The sequence below is a fragment of the Enterobacter sp. HK169 genome (genome assembly GCF_001719105.1).
GTDB classification, from domain to species: Bacteria; Pseudomonadota; Gammaproteobacteria; order Enterobacterales; family Enterobacteriaceae; genus Enterobacter; species Enterobacter asburiae_B.
This window is the reverse complement of record NZ_CP017087.1, coordinates 191,533-207,032: the sequence shown is the minus strand read 5'-3', so window position 1 is coordinate 207,032 and position 15,500 is coordinate 191,533. Positions and strand designations below refer to the sequence as shown.

At 60.7% G+C, this 15,500-nt stretch carries 15 protein-coding genes; 9 read left to right on the top strand and 6 right to left on the bottom strand.

The genetic code is table 11. From position 1 onward, the window contains the following. The first annotated feature begins 50 nt into the window (after positions 1-50). The 6 genes from xthA to EnteroDNA1_RS01060 all read left to right on the top strand — a co-directional run bounded on the left by xthA (position 51) and on the right by EnteroDNA1_RS01060 (position 6,226). On the top strand, positions 51-857 hold the full coding sequence (gene xthA, locus EnteroDNA1_RS01085; RefSeq protein ID WP_069302668.1) for an exodeoxyribonuclease III: 807 nt from the start codon (positions 51-53) through the stop codon (positions 855-857). Positions 858-863: 6 nt separating this feature from the next. Further along, complete coding sequence (locus tag EnteroDNA1_RS01080) at positions 864-1,547, top strand: TVP38/TMEM64 family protein (RefSeq protein ID WP_069302667.1); 684 nt, start codon at positions 864-866, stop codon at positions 1,545-1,547. A 15-nt stretch (positions 1,548-1,562) separates the two neighbouring features. After that, the gene (locus EnteroDNA1_RS01075; RefSeq protein ID WP_069303905.1) at positions 1,563-2,723 is read left to right on the top strand and encodes an ABC transporter substrate-binding protein; all 1,161 of its coding nucleotides are present in this window, start codon (positions 1,563-1,565) and stop codon (positions 2,721-2,723) included. Beyond that, positions 2,696-4,225 (top strand): thiamine ABC transporter permease, encoded by a 1,530-nt coding sequence (locus EnteroDNA1_RS01070; RefSeq protein WP_069302666.1) that lies wholly within the window; start codon positions 2,696-2,698, stop codon positions 4,223-4,225. Before EnteroDNA1_RS01075 ends, EnteroDNA1_RS01070 begins: the two co-directional genes overlap by 28 nt. Further along, on the top strand, positions 4,225-4,845 hold the full coding sequence (locus EnteroDNA1_RS01065; protein ID WP_069302665.1) for an ATP-binding cassette domain-containing protein: 621 nt from the start codon (positions 4,225-4,227) through the stop codon (positions 4,843-4,845). The genes EnteroDNA1_RS01070 and EnteroDNA1_RS01065 overlap by 1 nt, the downstream gene beginning before the upstream one ends. 73 nt (positions 4,846-4,918) lie before the next feature. After that, complete coding sequence (locus EnteroDNA1_RS01060) at positions 4,919-6,226, top strand: sulfurtransferase (RefSeq protein WP_069302664.1); 1,308 nt, start codon at positions 4,919-4,921, stop codon at positions 6,224-6,226. Here the strand turns inward: EnteroDNA1_RS01060 and EnteroDNA1_RS01055 are convergent. Both EnteroDNA1_RS01055 and EnteroDNA1_RS01050 read right to left on the bottom strand, forming a co-directional pair. After that, on the bottom strand, positions 6,223-6,840 hold the full coding sequence (locus tag EnteroDNA1_RS01055) for a CDP-alcohol phosphatidyltransferase family protein (protein ID WP_033145253.1): 618 nt from the start codon (positions 6,838-6,840) through the stop codon (positions 6,223-6,225). The genes EnteroDNA1_RS01060 and EnteroDNA1_RS01055 overlap by 4 nt on opposite strands. Next, on the bottom strand, positions 6,833-7,402 hold the full coding sequence (locus EnteroDNA1_RS01050; RefSeq protein ID WP_069302663.1) for a carboxymuconolactone decarboxylase family protein: 570 nt from the start codon (positions 7,400-7,402) through the stop codon (positions 6,833-6,835). Before EnteroDNA1_RS01050 ends, EnteroDNA1_RS01055 begins: the two co-directional genes overlap by 8 nt. Positions 7,403-7,477: 75 nt before the next feature. Here EnteroDNA1_RS01050 and EnteroDNA1_RS01045 point away from each other — a divergent pair, with 75 nt between their 5' ends. Continuing rightward, complete coding sequence (locus tag EnteroDNA1_RS01045) at positions 7,478-7,894, top strand: pyrimidine (deoxy)nucleoside triphosphate diphosphatase (protein WP_032657918.1); 417 nt, start codon at positions 7,478-7,480, stop codon at positions 7,892-7,894. Here the strand turns inward: EnteroDNA1_RS01045 and EnteroDNA1_RS01040 are convergent. After that, positions 7,854-8,132, bottom strand: a complete 279-nt coding sequence (locus EnteroDNA1_RS01040) for a DUF1496 domain-containing protein (RefSeq protein ID WP_029742006.1) — start codon at positions 8,130-8,132, stop codon at positions 7,854-7,856. The two genes, EnteroDNA1_RS01045 and EnteroDNA1_RS01040, sit on opposite strands and share 41 nt — an antisense overlap. 228 nt (positions 8,133-8,360) lie before the next feature. On the opposite strand from EnteroDNA1_RS01040, the gene gdhA reads away from it, so the two are divergent. After that, on the top strand, positions 8,361-9,704 hold the full coding sequence (gene gdhA, locus EnteroDNA1_RS01035) for an NADP-specific glutamate dehydrogenase (protein WP_048979437.1): 1,344 nt from the start codon (positions 8,361-8,363) through the stop codon (positions 9,702-9,704). A gap of 128 nt (positions 9,705-9,832) precedes the next feature. Here gdhA and EnteroDNA1_RS01030 read toward each other — a convergent pair whose 3' ends face one another. The 3 genes from EnteroDNA1_RS01030 to EnteroDNA1_RS01020 all read right to left on the bottom strand — a co-directional run bounded on the left by EnteroDNA1_RS01030 (position 9,833) and on the right by EnteroDNA1_RS01020 (position 13,461). Continuing rightward, entirely contained in the window at positions 9,833-11,746 is a 1,914-nt protein-coding gene (locus EnteroDNA1_RS01030) for a DNA topoisomerase III (RefSeq protein ID WP_069302662.1), read from the bottom strand. Positions 11,747-11,750: 4 nt separating this feature from the next. Further along, entirely contained in the window at positions 11,751-12,794 is a 1,044-nt protein-coding gene (selD, locus tag EnteroDNA1_RS01025) for a selenide, water dikinase SelD (RefSeq protein WP_069302661.1), read from the bottom strand. Positions 12,795-12,909: 115 nt separating this feature from the next. Then, a complete protein-coding gene (locus EnteroDNA1_RS01020) occupies positions 12,910-13,461 on the bottom strand; it encodes an NAD(P)H nitroreductase (RefSeq protein ID WP_048977355.1) in 552 nt (183 codons plus the stop codon). Between the two features lie 167 nt (positions 13,462-13,628). On the opposite strand from EnteroDNA1_RS01020, the gene sppA reads away from it, so the two are divergent. Continuing rightward, the gene (gene sppA / locus EnteroDNA1_RS01015) at positions 13,629-15,485 is read left to right on the top strand and encodes a signal peptide peptidase SppA (protein ID WP_039262030.1); all 1,857 of its coding nucleotides are present in this window, start codon (positions 13,629-13,631) and stop codon (positions 15,483-15,485) included. Positions 15,486-15,500: the final 15 nt, after the last annotated feature.

Below are 15,500 nucleotides of genomic sequence, written 5' to 3'. Positions count from 1 at the left end.
GCAAATTCTGCTACCATCCATGCACTATTCACCTTGCACTGGCAGCGACTATGAAATTTGTCTCTTTTAATATCAACGGCCTGCGCGCCCGCCCCCATCAGCTTGAAGCTATCGTTGAACAACATCAGCCAGATGTGATCGGCCTGCAGGAGACCAAGGTTCACGACGACATGTTCCCCCTCGAAGAGGTGGCGAAGCTCGGCTACAACGTCTTCTATCATGGGCAGAAAGGCCATTACGGCGTTGCGCTGTTGACCAAAGAGACGCCAGTTTCAGTCCGCCGCGGGTTTCCCGGCGATGACGAAGAAGCACAGCGCCGCATCATCATGGCGGAACTTCCTTCCCCGCTGGGGAACATCACCGTGATTAATGGTTACTTTCCCCAGGGCGAGAGCCGCGACCATCCGACCAAATTCCCGGCTAAAGCCAAGTTTTATCAGGATCTGCAGGACTATTTGACCACCGAACTGAACAAAGAAAATCCGGTGCTGATCATGGGTGATGTGAATATCAGCCCGACCGATCTGGATATTGGCATCGGTGAAGACAGCCGCAAACGCTGGCTGCGTACCGGCAAATGCTCCTTCCTGCCGGAAGAGCGCGAGTGGATGCAGCGCCTGCTGGACTGGGGGCTGGTGGATACCTTCCGTACCGCCAACCCGGACACGCAGGATCGCTTCTCGTGGTTTGACTACCGCTCAAAAGGCTTTGACGACAACCGCGGCCTGCGTATCGACCTGCTGCTCGCCAGTTCGCCGCTGGCAGAGCGCTGCATCGAAACCGGGATCGACTACGAGATCCGCAGCATGGAAAAACCGTCTGACCACGCGCCGGTGTGGGCTAAATTCAAGCTGTAATGACGCGTGAACATTCGAAAAATTGCTTTCCTGTGCGCCCTTCTGGGCGCATTTATTCTGTTGTTTGTCATGCTTCCCCCAGGCACGCTCTCCCTGGAAGGGATTAAAACCCACCAGCAGGCACTCCTCTCCCATGTTGACCACGCGCCGCTGCGAAGCGCGCTGATCTTTTTTGCGCTCTATGTGGCGGTTTCCGCCCTGTCGATCCCCGGCGCGGCGATCCTCACCCTGCTGGGCGGAGCGTTATTTCCCCTGTGGGAAGGCACCGTTCTGGTCTCGTTTGCCTCCACGCTCGGGGCGACGCTTGCGATGCTCGCCAGCCGTTATCTGCTGCGCGACGGGGTCCAGCGGCGGTTTGCTCAGCAGATGAAAACGGTGAACGCCGGTATGGCGCATGACGGCGCGGGCTATCTTTTTGCCCTGCGCCTGATGCCGCTGTTCCCGTTTTTCCTGGTGAATTTGCTGATGGGGCTGACCCGCATTGGCGTATATCGCTACTGGTGGGTCAGCCAGGTCGCCATGTTGCCCGCGACGGTTGTGTTTCTGAACGCCGGGCGCGAGCTGGGGAAAGTGGCGTCGCTGCGCGATATTGTGTCGCCGGGCATGCTAATCGCCTTTACACTACTGGGGTTATTGCCGCTGGCGACGCGCCGGCTGTTTTCCCGTTATCTCCCGTCTGTTAAAAAGTGAGGCATTATGCGCCGTGTGCGTTTTTGCGCGTTCCTGACCGGTCTGCTGCTGGCAGCCCCCCTCTGTGCCGCCGAAAGCTGGCACGATATTCAACAGCAGGCCAAAGGCCAGACCGTCTGGTTTAACGCCTGGGGCGGCGATCCGGCGGTCAACCGCTACCTTGAGTGGGTCAGCGGTGAGATGCAAACGCACTACGCCATTACCCTAAAAATCGTCCCGCTGGCGGATGCCGCCGATGCGGTAAAACGGATCCAGACGGAAGCCGCCGCAGGGCGTAAGACCAACGGCTCGGTTGACCTGCTGTGGGTCAACGGCGAAAACTTCCGCACGTTAAAAGAGGCGAACCTGCTGCAAACCGGATGGGCGCAGACGTTGCCAGACTGGCGCTATGTCGATACCCGCAAACCCGTCACGGAAGATTTTGCGATTCCAACCGACGGGGCGGAATCCCCGTGGGGCGGCGCGCAGCTGACCTTTATCGCCCGCAAAGCCAGCATGCCGACGCCGCCCGCGGATCCCCAGGCGCTGCTGGCGTACGCGCAGCAGCATCCGGGCAAAGTCAGCTATCCTCGCCCGCCCGATTTTACCGGCACGGCCTTTCTGGAGCAGCTGCTGCTGACGTTCACCGATCGCCCTGAGGCGTTACAAAAAGCGCCCGATGCAACGTTTGCTGAGGTTACGGCGCCGCTCTGGGCCTACCTCGATAAGCTGCACCCGCTGCTGTGGCGCGAAGGAAAAGATTTCCCTCCCTCACCTGCCCGAATGGATGCCCTGCTTGCCAGCGGCAGTCTGAACCTGTCGCTGACCTTTAACCCGGCTCATGCGCAGCAGAAAGTGGCGAGCGGCGAACTGCCCGCCGACAGCTACAGCTTTGGTTTCGAGAGCGGGATGCTCGGCAACGTGCATTTTGTGGCTATCCCGGCCAATGCCAGCGCGAGCGCGGGTGCTAAGGTGGTCGCTAATTTCCTGCTGTCACCGCAGGCGCAAATCCGCAAGGCCGACCCGGCCATCTGGGGAGACCCGAGCGTCCTGGATGCGAAAGCGCTGCCCGAAGAGGAAGCGAAACAGCTGCTGGCCCATACGCCTCAGGGGCTGCCGCAGGTGCTTGCAGAGCCGCAGTCCGCCTGGGTGAACGCGCTGGAGCAGGAATGGCTGCGTCGTTACGGCACCCGCTGAGCGGGCTTGTCTGGCTGGCGATGGCGGTGATTTATCTGCCGATCCTGCCCGCCGGCGTGATGCTGTTCGCACCGGCGCTTTCTGCGACAAACTGGCAGCGGCTGCTGAACGATCCGCAGCTGCCACAGGCGACCGTCGCCACGCTGGTCTCAACGCTCATCGCCACGCTGGGGGCGTTGCTGATTGCCCTTTTCTTCGTCTGCCTTTTGTGGTCCGGTCAACGCTGGCGACGCCTCACGACCCGCCTGCCGTGGCTACTGGCGATCCCCCATGTGGCTTTCGCCACCAGCGCGTTGCTGCTGTTTGCCGAGGGCGGTCTGTTTTATCAGCTCTGTACCGTCTGTACGGCTCCGTTTGACCGCTACGGCGTCGGGCTGGGCCTGACGCTCGCGGTCAAAGAGAGCGCGTTCGTACTGTGGGCCATTTACGCCGTGCTGCCGGAAAAACGGCTCGCGCAGCAGAAGATCGTCCTGCAAACCTTTGGCTACGGGCGTTATCAGACGCTCAGCTGGCTGATCCTCCCGGCGATCGCGCCTGTCCTCGGCGCGGTGATGCTGGCGGTGCTGGCATGGTCGCTCTCGGTCGTGGACGTGGCGATCGTTCTCGGGCCCGGCAACCCGCCCACCCTGGCCGTGCTGGCCTTTCAGTGGCTAAGCCAGGGTGACGCGCAGCAGCAGGAAAAAGGAATGCTGCTGTGCCTGCTTCTCCTTGTACTGCTGGCCGCGCTGGCCGCCCTCGGATACGGCCTCTGGAAGGCATGGCGTCGCACAATTCCGGAACTCGCGGGAACGCGCCGAAGGTCTCAGCGCGCCCTGCCTGAGCGGGCATTCAGCGGGTTACTGCCCATGTGCGGCGTCCTGTGCGCTGCGGTACTGCTGATGCTGGCGGAAGGGGGAGACGCGGGCCCCGTGGGGACCAGCCTTTCCTTCGGCCTGCTGTCGAGCCTGATCGCCCTCATCGTCATTTTTCTCTGGCTGGAATGGGGACCGCAGCGCGGCGCAGCGTGGGTGTGGTCACCGCTCGCCCTTCCGGCGCTGCCGCTCGTCACCGGGCAATACTTTATTGCATTGCGTCTGGGGCTCGACGGGCACTTTGCCGCCGTGCTGTGGAGCCATCTGCTGTGGGTATTACCCTGGATGCTGCTGGTTCTGCAGCCCGCCTGGCGGCGGATCGATCCCCGGCTTATCCTTACCGCCAGAACGCTCGGCTGGCGACGGGCAAAAATATTCTTACTGCTGAAATGCCCCCTGCTGGTGCGCCCGGCGCTGCTGGCCTTTGCCATTGGTTTTTCCGTCAGCATGGCGCAATACATGCCGACGCTCTGGCTTGGCGCGGGGCGTTTCGCCACGCTGACCACTGAAACCGTCGCGCTCAGCAGCGGGGGCAGCATCCCTGTTCTCGCTAACCGGGCGCTGGGATTACTGCTGGTCACGGGCACGGTGTTCGGTCTTGCCGCCCTGTTATCCCGGCTCGTGGGCCGCTACCGTCAAGGATTACGTTAATGCTGAAGGTAAAAGATCTCACCATCGAACCGCTTTTCCGCGAGGTCAGTTTTTGCGTTCCCCGCGGGGAGATCGTTACCCTGATGGGGCCGTCCGGCAGCGGTAAATCGACCCTTTTTGCGTGGATGGTCGGCGCGCTGTCAGACGATTTCCAGGCCCGGGGCGAACTGTGGCTCGACGCGCGTCGCTGCGACGGCCTTCCCGTTGAATCCCGCGGGCTGGGCATTCTCTTTCAGGATGCGCTGCTGTTTGAACCGTTCAGCGTCGGGCAAAATTTGCTGCTGGCCTTGCCTGAGCGGATCGTCGGACGCGCGCGTCGGGAAGCGGTCGAGCAGGCGCTGGATTCCGCCGGGCTGAGCGGTCATTACGCCAGCGATCCGGCCACCCTTTCCGGCGGGGAGCGTGCCCGGGTCAGCCTGCTGCGCGCCCTGCTCGCAGAGCCGCAGGCGCTGCTGCTGGACGAACCGTTCAGCCGTCTCGATAAAACGCTGCGCATAGCGTTTCGGGAATGGGTTTTTGACGCCGTCCGCGCGCGCAATATCCCGGTGGTGCTGGTCACGCACGATGAGGATGATATTCCGCCTGGCGGCGAGCTGATTGAGATTTCTCGCTGGCAATAATGTGCTAACGCAATGTTTTCCGTTTCGGGAGAGACGACAATGCCCCCCTCTTTTACTGACGTCAGGTTATTCGATGAAACGTGTTTCTCAACTGACCGCGCTGGCCCTGCTCTGCGGCCTCGCGTCCTTTTCCTCTCTGGCGGCTGATATGCCCAACGCGATGACGCTCTCCCAGCTTCAGGCGCAGCACGGCACGCCTGTCGACACCCGTCCCAGCGCGTTTTACAACGGCTGGCCGCAGACCCTCAGCGGCCCCTCCGGGCATGAACCCGCCGCACTCAACCTTGCTGCCGCCTGGCTGGGCGCAATGAGCGACGGGCAGATTGCGCTTTGGGCAAAGCAGCATCAGCTTACGCCCGCGACGGCCATCGCCCTCTACGGCGACGAGAACGATAACCTGGCGGTGAAGTCCCGCCTGGAGAAAGCCGGATACCGCCACGTCTCGCTGCTCAGCGACGCGCTGCAGACGCCCGACCGCCTTCAGCGCCTGCCTCACTTTGAACAGCTGGTTTACCCGCAGTGGATCCACCGCCTCCAGCAGGGTAAACCCGTGACCGCCGCGCCGGCGGGTGACTGGAAAGTGATTGAAGCCGCCTGGGGCGCACCGAAGTTTTACCTGCTGAACCACATTCCCGGCGCAGGCTACATCGACACCAACGAGGTGGAGAGCGAGCCGCTGTGGAATAAAGTCTCCGACGACGCGCTGAAAGCAATGCTGGCGAAGCACGGGATCCGTCACGACACCACCGTCATTCTGTATGGCCGTGACGTCTACGCCGCCGCGCGCGTGGCGCAGATCATGCTGTATGCGGGCGTGAAGGATGTGCGTATTCTCGACGGCGGCTGGAAGGCGTGGTCGGATGCAGGCCTGCCGGTTGAGCGCGGCACGCCCGCGAAAGTGACGCCAGCCCCCGATTTTGGCGCGCCGATCCCCGGCCAGCCGCAGCTGATGGTTGATATGGAACAGGCGCGCGGGATGCTGCACCGTCAGGATGCCTCCCTGGTCAGCATTCGTTCGTGGCCGGAGTTCATCGGCGAAACCAGCGGCTACAGCTACATCAAGCCAAAAGGTGAAATAGCCGGTGCCCGCTGGGGTCACGCGGGCAGCGACGCGACCCATATGGAAGATTTCCATAATCCGGATGGTACCATGCGCAGCGCGGACGATATCGCCGCCCAGTGGAAGCGCTGGAATATTCTGCCGGAACAGCACGTCGCGTTTTACTGCGGCACCGGGTGGCGGGCGTCAGAAACCTTTATGTACGCCCGGGCGATGGGCTGGAAGAATGTCGCCGTCTATGACGGCGGCTGGTACGAATGGAGCAGTCACCCGCAGAACCCGGTCACCACCGGAGAGCGCGGGCCCGAGAGTACTCTCTAACGGGTGAGTGACTTCAGCGTTACATAACCGCTCCAGACGCGCGTTGTGGTGGTCAGCCAGCACAGCGCGCCGAATACCCACGCGAACAGCGCAAAGTGCGCCGGGAAGAGGCAGCACAGCACGAACAGCGCGATGGTCTCCGTCCCTTCCGTTAACCCACCGATGTAATAAAACGACTTGTGCGCATAGCCGGGGTTGTCGATGTCGTGCTTTGCGGCCAGCGCCGCAAACGCCAGAAAGCTGCTGCCGGTACCGATAAACGCAAACAGCAGCCAGGCGGCCGCGAGCGCATTCTCTGCCGGAGCCGCGAGTGCAAAGCCAAACGGCACCAGGGCGTAGAACAGAAAATCGAGCGCGATGTCGAGAAATCCCCCCGCATCGGTCAGCCCTCTCCGGCGCGCCAGCGCGCCGTCCAGACCATCCAGCAGGCGGTTAAGCACGATGGCGGCCAGCGCCGCCGGATACCAGCCGAGGGCCAGAAACGGCAGCGCCAGCACGCCGAAGACAAACCCGGTCAGGGTCAATCCGTCGGGCGTGATGCCCGGCCTATCCAGCACGGAAACCAGACGATTCAGAACGGGCTTTACCCGCGGATGAAGATGGCGGTCAAGCATGAGGAGTCTCGTTAAACGTGGCGCACAGCCCCTGCGCCGGAATATCCAGCGCGGCATTAAAGCGCGCGGAGAGATTCTGAAACGCAATCAGCGCCGTCATCTCGGTGATGGCATCATCCGTGAAGTGGCGCTTCAGCGCAGTTCTGACTGCCTCATCCGCCCGGGGCGGCGTGGCGGTCATCGCCTCGGCGTAGGCCAGCGCCGCGCGCTCTTGCTCGTTGAACAAGGCGGAATCCTGCCAGTCGCTCACGGCCTGAACCTTATCCAGCGCGCCGCAGCGCTCGGCCAGCCGCAGGCTGTTGGCATCAATACAGAAAGCGCAGTGACAGAGCTGGGATACCCGCGTCATGAGCAGCGAACGCAGCGCGGGCGTCAGGCGCGCGTGACGACGCTCCAGAAAGCCGACAAACAGCGCCACCAGCCAGAACAGACGCGGCATTCGCCCCCACCAGCGGGTGGGATTCAGCACCGCGCCAAAATGCTTTTTCTGCATGGCGGCAATCGGTTTAAGGCTGGCGGGAAGGGATTCGAGGGGGGCAACCCAGGCGGTGGACTCTTTCACCTGATTCTCCTGTTTACTGGACTCTGAGAAAGGGCACGATAATATGTCTTTTTTCGCTATCAATTATTGACGACCATGCTGAAAACACTCGATGTCGTTGCCGCCATCATCGAAAAAGACGGCAACATTTTACTGGCGCAGCGCCCTGCCCACGCCGACCAGCCGGGAATGTGGGAATTTGCAGGCGGTAAAGTCGAGGCCGGAGAAACCCAGCCAGAAGCGCTTATCCGCGAGCTGCGTGAAGAGTTGGGCATTGACGCCCTGCCGGGGCAATACGTGGCAAGCCACCAGCGGGAAGTCTCGCAGCGGTTGATTAACCTGCATGCCTGGCACGTTCCTGCTTTCCGCGGCGAGCTCACGGCGCACTACCACAGCGCGCTCGCGTGGTGTACGCCGGAAGAGGCGTTTGGCTACGCCTTAGCCCCCGCGGATATTCCGCTGCTGGAAGCGTTTATTGTTTTACGCGACGCCAGACCAGCGGGTTCGTGCTGATGGCGCGCTCGTCGCGCTGGCACTGCAACAGAATGCCGTCCGCTTTCACAACGGCCCCCTCCGAGTAGTTCTGGTTCTGATAGATACAGCACTGATTGCAGGGCTGCACCGTTTGATTCTGGCCGCTGGAGCTAAACACTTCCGGCGGCACATTCACTTCCACATCCGGGAGAATGGGGTTGGCCTGCACGCCTGCGGTAAAGATCAGACATAACGCGGTGAGTAGATAACGTTTCATAGACACATCTTCCAGTAGTTCCTTGATAATGACTATAACGGTAAACCAGAGCCGAACCTTTAATTTATCTCTTCATCGCTTTTCGTTATGACGCCCGCCCTCTCATTAATTTCCCTTTCCTCATAAATTTCTGCTTGCCTCACAAAGCGGTACGGGTGGTATAGTCAAAAAAACAACACAAATCGCATGAGTAATAAACATAAAATACGATAAGAGGTTCTTATATCTATGGATCAGACACGCTCTCTGGAAAGTTTCCTTGCCCATGTTCAGCAGCGCGACCCGCACCAAAGCGAGTTCGCGCAGGCGGTGCGTGAAGTTATGACCACCCTGTGGCCCTTCCTTGAACAAAACCCGCGTTATCGCCAGATGTCTCTGCTTGAACGCCTTGTCGAGCCAGAGCGCGTGATCCAGTTCCGCGTGACGTGGGTTGACGATCGCAACCAGGTACAGGTTAACCGCGCGTGGCGCGTTCAGTTTAACTCGGCGATTGGTCCGTTTAAGGGCGGCATGCGTTTTCATCCGTCCGTGAACCTGTCGATTCTGAAATTCCTCGGCTTCGAGCAGACCTTTAAAAACGCCCTCACCACGCTCCCTATGGGCGGCGGCAAAGGCGGCAGCGATTTCGACCCGAAAGGCAAAAGCGAAGGCGAAGTGATGCGCTTCTGCCAGGCGCTGATGACCGAACTCTACCGTCACCTCGGCCCGGATACCGACGTTCCTGCCGGTGATATCGGCGTGGGCGGACGTGAAGTGGGCTTTATGGCCGGGATGATGAAAAAGCTCTCCAACAACAGCGCCTGCGTCTTTACCGGCAAGGGTCTGTCGTTTGGCGGCAGCCTGATCCGCCCGGAAGCGACCGGGTACGGCCTGGTTTACTTCACCGAGGCGATGCTCAAGCGTCACGGTTTAGGCTTTGAAGGCATGCGCGTCGCGGTGTCCGGCTCCGGTAACGTGGCGCAGTATGCGATTGAGAAAGCGATGCAGTTTGGCGCTCGCGTGGTGACCGCCTCTGACTCCAGCGGCACGGTGGTGGATGAAGCGGGCTTCACGGCAGAGAAGCTGGCGCGCCTGTGTGAAATCAAAGCCAGCCGCGACGGTCGCGTGGCGGATTATGCCCGGGAGCTTGGCCTGACCTACCTGGAAGGGAAACAGCCGTGGGGCGTGCCGGTGGATATCGCCCTGCCGTGCGCAACGCAGAACGAGCTGGATGCGGACGCCGCGCGTACCCTGATTAGCAACGGCGTAAAAGCGGTGGCCGAAGGGGCGAATATGCCGACCACCATCGACGCGACGGATCTGTTCCTGGAGGCGGGCGTGCTGTTTGCGCCGGGCAAGGCCGCTAACGCGGGCGGCGTGGCGACCTCCGGCCTCGAGATGGCGCAAAACGCCGCGCGTCTCGGCTGGAAGGCGGAGAAAGTGGATGCGCGCCTGCACCACATCATGCTGGATATTCACCATGCCTGCGTGGAGTACGGCGGCGAGGCGTCGCAAACCAACTACGTGCGCGGGGCGAATATCGCCGGGTTCGTGAAGGTGGCGGATGCGATGATTGGTCAGGGTGTGATTTAAGATTTATCGCGTGCGGCCGGATGCCCTCACCCCGGCCCTCTCCCACAGGGAGAGGGAGAAAACCGGGCGTATCAGGCCGCAGAGCTGCTTTTCGCCGGGTAGCGGCTGCGCCTTACCCGACCTACGGTTTAAGAGGCTGCCGCGCTCTTTTTCTTCTTGAACGGTTTCTTCGCGCCGCTACCGGGCGCAACCATCCCTCTGAACGTTTTCACCGGCGTCCTGCGCGCCTGATCGATCAGCTGGTAAAGCGTCCCGACCAGCGGCTGCATAAAGTCCTGATAGCGGCACTGCTTCTCGCTGATCTGCGTCAGCACCGATTCCCAGTGCGCGGTCATGTCCGGCCTCGCGGCCAGCTCCGGCAGAGAATGAATCAGCGCCCGGCCCGGTTCCGTTGAGTGGATGTAGCGTCCCTTTTTCTCCAGGAAGCCGCGCTTAAAGAGCAGCTCGATGATCCCCGCTCGCGTCGCTTCCGTCCCCAGACCGTCGGTGGCGCGCAGGATCTTCTTCAGATCTTTATCTTGCACAAACCGGGCGATCCCGGTCATCGCCGACAGCAGCGTCGCATCGGTGAAATGGCGCGGGGGCTGGGTCTGACGTTCAACCACTTCGCCCTTCTCGCACAGCAGTTCGTCATCTTTAGCGACCACCGGCAGCGGCGTGCCGTCGTTCTCTTCATCGCGCTCTTTGTTACCGAGCAGCGTGCGCCAGCCTGCTTCCGCGAGGAAACGCGCTTTGGCGATAAACTTGCCTTTGGCAATCTCAAGCTCAATCACGCACTTACGGAATACCGCGTCCGGGCAGAACTGCATCAGGTACTGACGGGCGATCAGGTTATAGACCTTCGCTTCGTTCTCGGTCAGGTTGACGTTGCTGGCGCGCGCCGTCGGGATAATCGCGTGGTGAGCATCGACTTTTTTGTCGTCCCAGCAGCGGTTATGGGTGTCAGGGTTTACCGCCGGCTGCGGGAGCAGATCCGGCGCGTGGACGCTGATGGCGTTCATCACCGAGTGGCGACCGGCAAAGTGCTCTTCCGGCAGATAGCGGCTGTCCGAACGCGGATAGGTGATGAGCTTATGGGTTTCGTAGAGCTTCTGACAGATGTCCAGCACGCTCTGCGCGCTCAAGCCAAACTTTTTGGCCGCCTCAATCTGAAGTGCAGAAAGCGAGAACGGCAGCGGCGCGGGTTCTGATTCCCGTTTATCGTTATAGCTGGTGACGATAGCCGGCTGGCCGGTAATGCGGTTAACCACGTGATCCGCCAGCGGACGATGGAGCAGTCGCCCCTCTTCATCCTGATACGATTCACAGGCATCGCTCGGCTGCCAGACGGCGGTAAAGCGTTCGTCCTTAGGCGTGACGATATGCGCTTTCACCTCAAAGAAATCTTTGGCGACGAAGTTCTCAATCTCTTCGTCACGACGCACGACCAGCCCCAGCACCGGCGTCTGCACGCGCCCCACGGAGAGCACGCCCTGATAGCCCGCGTTGCGCCCGAGGATGGTGTAGGCGCGGGTCATGTTGATGCCGTACAGCCAGTCGGCGCGGGCGCGGGCTAAAGCCGAGACGCACAGCGGAATAAACTCGCTGTTGGCGCGCAGGCGCGAAATCGCCCGCTCGACGGCCTGCGGGTTGAGGTCGTTGATCAGGCAGCGCTGCACCTGCTGGCGCTTTTCCGGCGCCAGCTCAAGATAGTCCAGCACCTCATCCACCAGCAGCTGCCCTTCCCTGTCCGGGTCACCCGCGTGCACGATTTCAGCCGCTTCATGCAGGAAACGCTTGATGACGTTGAGCTGTTTGGTGACCGAAGGACGGGGCTGCAGGCGCCATTTTTCCGGCACGATGGGCAGATCGTTCAGGTTCCAGCGGGCGTAGCGGCTGTCGTAAACGTCCGGCTGCGCCTGCTCAAGCAGGTGACCAATACACCAGGTGACCACCTGCCCGTTACCGCATTCGATAAAGCCGTCGCCCTTGCGATGCGGCTTAGGCAGCACGTCGGCGATGGCACGGGCCAGGCTCGGCTTTTCGGCAATAAACAACCGCATCGAATTAACGGATCTCAATCATCGGACGACCGCCGCGTGCGGTCACCAGCTCGCCGATCGCCGTCAGGGTGATGCCGAACTCGGCGGCAGTGGCCTGAACCTCGGCTTCGGATTCCGGCGTGACCGCCAGCAGCAGGCCGCCGGAGGTTTGCGGATCGCACAGCAGGTTGCGCCACTCCTCAGGCATTTCGCCCATCAGGTGACCATAGCTGGCGAAGTTGCGCTGGGTACCGCCCGGGACCGCGCCCTGAGCAATATACTCCTCCACGCCCGGCAGCTTCGGCACGTCCTGATACCAGACCTGCGCCTGCACGCCCGCGCCCTGACACACTTCAGAGAGGTGCCCCAGCAGGCCAAAACCGGTGACGTCGGTCATCGCCTTCACGCCGTCGATATTGGCAAACGCCGCGCCGGCGAGGTTCATCTGGCACATGACTTCGGTTGCCAGGCCTTTGTGCTCCGGTTTCAGCAGGGATTTTTTCTCGGCGGTGGTCAGCACGCCAATACCCAGCGGCTTGGTGAGGAACAGTTTGCAGCCCGCCTGCGCGGTGCTGTTGCGCTTCACGCGTTCGGTCGGCACTACGCCGGTAACGGCCAGGCCAAAGATAGGCTCCGGCGCATCAATAGAGTGACCGCCGGCCAGGGCAATCCCCGCCTGCTGGCAGGCAAAACGTCCGCCATCAATCACCTCACGGGCCACTTCCGGCGGGATGGTGTTGATCGGCCAGCCCAGAATGGCAATCGCCATGATCGGCTTACCGCCCATCGCGAAGATATCGCTGATGGCGTTGGTGGCCGCAATGCGCCCGAAGTCGAATGGGTTGTCGACAATCGGCATAAAGAAGTCGGTAGTACTGATAATGCTGGTGCCGTTACCTAAGTCATAAACTGCAGCATCGTCACGCGTTTCATTGCCGACAAGCAGGTTCGGGTCGACAAACTTCGCCTGTTCACTGTGCAGGATGGTCTCCAGCACTTTCGGGGAAATTTTACAACCGCAACCGGCTCCGTGGCTGTACTGCGTTAAACGAATGGTTTGCTCGTTCATGGACGTCTCCTGTCATCTCAATCGCGCTATGGTAGCGCTCATTCCATAAAGAGGTAAGTATGACTGTCTGAATTCTGCGGCAGATGCTCAGAATCCAGACAGTTTAGGTGCGTTATCAGAAATGGCTGACGAAAGGCGTGGTGTCCGGAATGCTGATGGTGCTGGAGGCTTTAAGCTGCGGGGTGCCGAGATAGAGGAAGCCGACAATTTTGTCATGCTCACCGCAGCCAAAACCGTCACGGACCGCCGGGCTTTCGGTCAGCGCACCGGTACGCCAGATACCGTTAAAGCCCTGCGCGACGGCGGCCATTTGCATCGCCATGACCGCACAGCCTGCGGACATTTCCTGTTCCCAGACCGGCACCTTATGGTCGGCATGGCATTTCGCCACGACGGCGATAATCATCGGGGCGCGGAACGGGGCATTGCGCGCCTTGTCGATACCTTTCTCATCCTGCCCGGCGGCAACCGCGCCCTGCTCCAGCAGCTGGCTGAAACGATCGCGGCCTTCGCCTTCTATCACAAAGAAGTGCCACGGCTGCAGCGTGCCGTGATCGGGGGCACGCATGCCGGCACGCAGAATGTTCTCCAGCTGCTCGCCTGCCGGGGCAGGTTCGGCCAGACGGGAAGCGCTACGGCGGTTAACAAGCAGTTCGAGTGCGTCCATTGGTTAACTCCTTTCTTGAAATTTACTCACAAAATTAACACGACGGCAGATTTTGTTACAGCCTGGCAGGCGATTCCTGCTGACAAGTGGCGGTTGGGTCATTACGATAACCCCACATTACCGTCCAGTGGCGACGGAAACAGTCATTTTCTGGTTAGGGAGAATACATGCGAACCCTTTGGCGAATCATTGCCGGTTTCTTTAAATGGACGTGGCGACTGCTCAACTTCGTCCGCAACCTGGTGATGAACATCTTCTTCATCCTGCTGGTTCTGGTTTGCGCGGGCATCTGGATGCATATCAGCAACGCGAATCAGGCGCAGCATTCGACTCGCGGGGCCCTGTTACTCGATATCACCGGCGTTATCGTTGATAAACCGTCCGCCAGCAACCGTCTGGGGGCAATCAGCCGCCAGCTGTTTGGCGCGACATCAGACCGTCTGCAGGAAAACTCCCTGTTCGATATCGTCGATACCATCCGCCAGGCCAAAGACGACCGTAACATCACCGGGATCGTGCTGGATCTGAAAGATTTCGCCGGAGGCGATCAGCCTTCAATGCAGTACATCGGTAAAGCGCTGCGCGAATTCCGCGACAGCGGCAAGCCGGTGATTGCCGTGGGCGACAGCTACAGCCAGGGGCAATATTATCTGGCGAGCTTCGCCAATAAAATCTGGCTCTCCCCGCAGGGGACGGTGGATCTGCACGGTTTTGCCACCAACGGCCTGTACTACAAATCCCTGCTCGACAAGCTGAAGGTTACCACCCACGTCTTCCGCGTCGGCACGTATAAATCAGCCGTCGAGCCGTTTATCCGCGACGACATGTCTCCTGCCGCCCGTGAAGCGGACAGCCGCTGGATTGGCGAGCTGTGGCAGAACTATCTCGGCACCGTTGCCGCCAACCGCCAGATTACGCCTGAGCAGGCGTTCCCCGGCGCGCAGGGCGTGCTGGATGGCCTGCGTAAGGTTGACGGTGATACCGCGAAATATGCGCTGGATAACAAACTGGTAGATGCCCTGGGCACCAGCGCCGAGATTGAAAAATCCCTGAGCAAGCAGTTTGGCTGGAGCAAAGAGGACAAAAATTACAGCGCCATCAGCATGTATGATTACTCGGCGAAAAAGCCGGATGACAGCGGTGACAGCGTCGCGGTGGTGTTTGCCAACGGCGCCATCATGGACGGCCAGGAGACGCCGGGGAACGTGGGCGGCGATACTACCGCGTCACAAATCCGCGATGCTCGCCTGGATCCAAAAGTGAAAGCGATCGTCCTGCGGGTGAACAGCCCTGGCGGCAGCGTCAGCGCCTCCGAGGTGATCCGCGCTGAACTGGCCGCGGCGCGTGCCGCCGGCAAGCCGGTCGTCGTATCCATGGGCGGAATGGCCGCCTCCGGGGGTTACTGGATCTCAACCCCAGCCAACTACATCGTGGCCAACCCAAGCACGCTGACCGGTTCGATTGGCATCTTCGGGGTGATCAACACCGTGGAGAATAGCCTGGATTCTCTGGGCGTGCATACCGATGGCGTGGCCACCTCTCCGCTGGCGGATGTGTCGGTGACCAAATCCCTGCCGCCGGAAGTCTCTGAGATGATGCAGCTCAGCATTGAGAACGGCTATAAGCGCTTTATCACCCTGGTGGCGGACTCGCGTAAAAAGACGCCAGAGCAGATCGACCAGATTGCGCAAGGCCACGTCTGGACCGGCCAGGATGCGAAGAGCAACGGTCTGGTGGACAGCCTGGGCGACTTCGATGACGCGGTGAAGAAAGCCGCCGAGCTGGCGAAGCTCAAGCAGTGGCATATCGAGTATTACCAGGACGAGCCGTCGTTCTTCGATATGGTCATGGACAGCATGTCCGGCTCGGTACGCGCCATGCTGCCGGAGGCGATGCAGGCTTACCTGCCTGCGCCGGTCGCCACGGCGGCGAAAGCGATGAAGGCGGAAAGCGATAAGCTCGCGGCCTTTAACGATCCACAGAGTCGTTACGCGTTTTGCCTGACCTGCGCTAACGTCCGTTAAAAACCGTCCCCTCTT

Excerpts from the sequence above, each read along its gene's own strand:
- EnteroDNA1_RS01065 (WP_069302665.1), top strand. The coding sequence starts at position 4,225 with ATGCTGAAGGTAAAAGATCTCACCATCGAACCGCTTTTCCGCGAGGTC.
- EnteroDNA1_RS01030 (WP_069302662.1), bottom strand. The coding sequence starts at position 11,746 with ATGCGGTTGTTTATTGCCGAAAAGCCGAGCCTGGCCCGTGCCATCGCC.
- EnteroDNA1_RS01020 (WP_048977355.1), bottom strand. The coding sequence starts at position 13,461 with ATGGACGCACTCGAACTGCTTGTTAACCGCCGTAGCGCTTCCCGTCTG.
- selD (WP_069302661.1), bottom strand. The coding sequence starts at position 12,794 with ATGAACGAGCAAACCATTCGTTTAACGCAGTACAGCCACGGAGCCGGT.
- EnteroDNA1_RS01040 (WP_029742006.1), bottom strand. The coding sequence starts at position 8,132 with ATGAAACGTTATCTACTCACCGCGTTATGTCTGATCTTTACCGCAGGC.
- sppA (WP_039262030.1), top strand. The coding sequence starts at position 13,629 with ATGCGAACCCTTTGGCGAATCATTGCCGGTTTCTTTAAATGGACGTGG.
- gdhA (WP_048979437.1), top strand. The coding sequence starts at position 8,361 with ATGGATCAGACACGCTCTCTGGAAAGTTTCCTTGCCCATGTTCAGCAG.
- xthA (WP_069302668.1), top strand. The coding sequence starts at position 51 with ATGAAATTTGTCTCTTTTAATATCAACGGCCTGCGCGCCCGCCCCCAT.
- EnteroDNA1_RS01055 (WP_033145253.1), bottom strand. The coding sequence starts at position 6,840 with ATGCTTGACCGCCATCTTCATCCGCGGGTAAAGCCCGTTCTGAATCGT.
- EnteroDNA1_RS01045 (WP_032657918.1), top strand. The coding sequence starts at position 7,478 with ATGCTGAAAACACTCGATGTCGTTGCCGCCATCATCGAAAAAGACGGC.
- EnteroDNA1_RS01070 (WP_069302666.1), top strand. The coding sequence starts at position 2,696 with ATGGCTGCGTCGTTACGGCACCCGCTGAGCGGGCTTGTCTGGCTGGCG.
- EnteroDNA1_RS01060 (WP_069302664.1), top strand. The coding sequence starts at position 4,919 with ATGAAACGTGTTTCTCAACTGACCGCGCTGGCCCTGCTCTGCGGCCTC.